We start from the raw sequence: 2,532 nt of genomic DNA on the forward strand, positions 1-2,532 counted from the left end.
TGCGCACCCTGACCCGAGAAGAGCAGGCCAAGGGCGTCGGCAGAGGCGGGTCGCGGGTCGAGGGCCGGCAGTTCGGCGAGGAGCGCCGCGCGGTCCGTGCCGACGGCGACGGCTCGGTGGTCGAGCGCGGGACGGCCGGTGGCGAGGGTGTAGGCCACGTCGAGGGGGTCGAGGGCCGGGTGCCGGTCGAGATGGGCGCGCAGCCGCTCGGCCTGTGCGGTCACGGCCTCAGGGGTACGGCCCGACAGCAGCCAAGGCAGGACGGGTACGGCGACGGGCTGCGGCGGCTCGGCGGGGGTCTCCGCCGGTGCCTCTTCGACGATGACGTGGGCATTGGTTCCGCCGAAGCCGAACGACGACACACCGGCCCGGCGCGGCCGGTCCGTACGCGGCCATGCCCGCTCCTCGGTCAGCAGCTCCACCGCACCGCTGGACCAGTCCACGTGGGGCGAAGGCTCCTCGGCGTGCAGCGTCCGCGGCATCACCTCGTGCCGCATGGCCTGCACCATCTTGATGACACCACCCACACCGGCAGCAGCCTGCGCATGGCCGATGTTCGACTTCAACGAGCCCAGATACAGCGGCAGTTCGCGGTCCTGACCGTAAGTGGCCAGCAGCGCCTGCGCCTCGATCGGATCCCCCAGCCGGGTACCCGTTCCATGCGCCTCCACCACATCCACATCCCCCGGACCAAGCTTCGCGCTGCCCAACGCCTGCCGGATCACCCGCTCCTGCGACGGACCATTCGGCGCCGTCAGCCCATTGCTCGCCCCGTCCTGATTCACCGCACTGCCCCGCACCACCGCCAACACCCGGTGGCCGTTCCGCAGCGCATCCGACAACCGCTCCACCACCAACAGCCCAACCCCCTCGGCCCAGCCGACACCGTCCGCACCGGACCCGAAGGACTTGCAGCGTCCGTCGGGGGCGAGGCCGCGCAGCCGGGAGAACTCCACGAACGCGACCGGCGTGGACATCACCGTGGCGCCGCCGGCGAGGGCCAGGTCGCACTCGCCGTTGCGCAGCGCGTTCGCCGCCAGGTGCAGCGCGACCAGGGACGAGGAGCACGCGGTGTCCACGGCTACGGCGGGGCCCTCGAAGCCGTACGTGTACGACAGCCGGCCGGCGGCGATGCTGCCCGCGCTGCCGCTGAACAGATAACCCTCGACCTCCTCGGCCGGCAGGTCCGAGCGGGAGCCGTAGTCGCTGTACATGAGCCCGGTGAACACGCCGGTGCGCGAACCGCGCAGATCGGCGGGGTCGATCGCGGCGTGTTCGAAGGCCTCCCAGGCGGTCTCCAGCAGCAGGCGCTGCTGCGGGTCGATCGCGACGGCCTCGCGGGACGACATGCCGAAGAACTCCGGTTCGAACCGGTCGGCGTCGTGCAGGAATCCGCCCTCGCGCCCGTAGCTGGTGCCGGGATGGTCGGGGTCGGGGTCGTAGAGGGTGTCGAGGTCCCAGCCGCGGTTGTCCGGGAAGCCGGAGACGGCGTCCGTGCCATCGGCGACGAGTCGCCACAGGTCGTCGGGCGAGGCCACGCCACCGGGGTAGCGGCAGGCCATGCCGACGATGGCGATCGGCTCGTGTCGCCTGTCCTCGATCTCGCGCAGCTGCCGGCGCGCCTCGCGGGCGTCGGCGACGGCCTTCTTGAGATAGTCGCGGAGCTTGTCCTCGCCCGCCATGTCTGTCAACTCCCGTAGGTCGTGGGTGGGTTCGCGGGAAGCACCGGGGTGCTCAGTCGAGTTCGTCGACGAGGGCGAAGAGTTCCTCGTCCGTGGCCGATGCCAGATCGTCGTCGGGGGTGTCGGCGGAGGGGCCGGCGGCCGTGTCGGCGGCGGCGAGGAGTGCGCGCAGCCGCTCGGTGATCCGGTCGCGGGCGTCGGGGTCCGCGGCGGCGGACTCGATGGCGCCCTTGAGCCGGGACAGCTCGTCCAACACCGGTGCGTCCGCAGTGCGTTCCTCGACGACGAGCTGTCCGGCGAGGTAGGTGGCGACCGCCTGGGGTGTGGGGTGGTCGTAGACCAGGGTGGTGGGCAGCCGCAGACCGGTCTCCTTGCCGAGCTGGTTGCGCAGTTCGACGGCGGTCAGCGAGTCGAAGCCGAGTTCCTGCACGGGACGGTCTGCCTCGATCGCGGTGGGGTCGGCGTGGCCGAGCACGGCGGCCACGCGGGAGCGCACGAGGTCGGTGAGCAGCCGGTCGCGTTCGTCGGCGGCGAGGGGGGCGAGCCGTTCGGCCAGCGTCGGGCCGCTCTCCTGCGCGGCGGCGGTGTGGGCCTGGGGCCTGCGGGCGGGGCCGCGGACCAGGCCGCGCAGCACGGCCGGGACCTGGTCGCCGCTCTGCTCGCGCAGGGCGCGTACGTCGAGCCGGGTGACGGCGAGGACGCTCTCGCCGGCGCCGGGCGCGGCGTCGAGCAGGGCCAGGGCGTCGTCGGTGGCCAGCGGCAGCAGTCCGGAGCGGGCGAGGCGGCGCAGGTCGGCGTCCGCGAGGTGCCCGGTGATGGCACTGGACTGCTCCCACAGGCCCCAGGCGAG

2 protein-coding genes are annotated in these 2,532 nt (G+C 73.0%); both read right to left on the reverse strand.

What is annotated here, in order from left to right:
- The coding region (locus BEK98_RS45910; protein WP_425276664.1) for a type I polyketide synthase at window positions 1–1,691 on the reverse strand (1,691 nt) is incomplete at its 3' end.
- 43 nt (window positions 1,692–1,734) lie between these two features.
- On the reverse strand, window positions 1,735–2,532 hold a 798-nt coding region (locus BEK98_RS45915), incomplete at its 5' end, for an acyl carrier protein (protein WP_143684267.1).

Source organism: Streptomyces diastatochromogenes, assembly GCF_002242805.1.
In the GTDB taxonomy this organism is placed as follows: Bacteria; Actinomycetota; Actinomycetes; order Streptomycetales; family Streptomycetaceae; genus Streptomyces; species Streptomyces diastatochromogenes.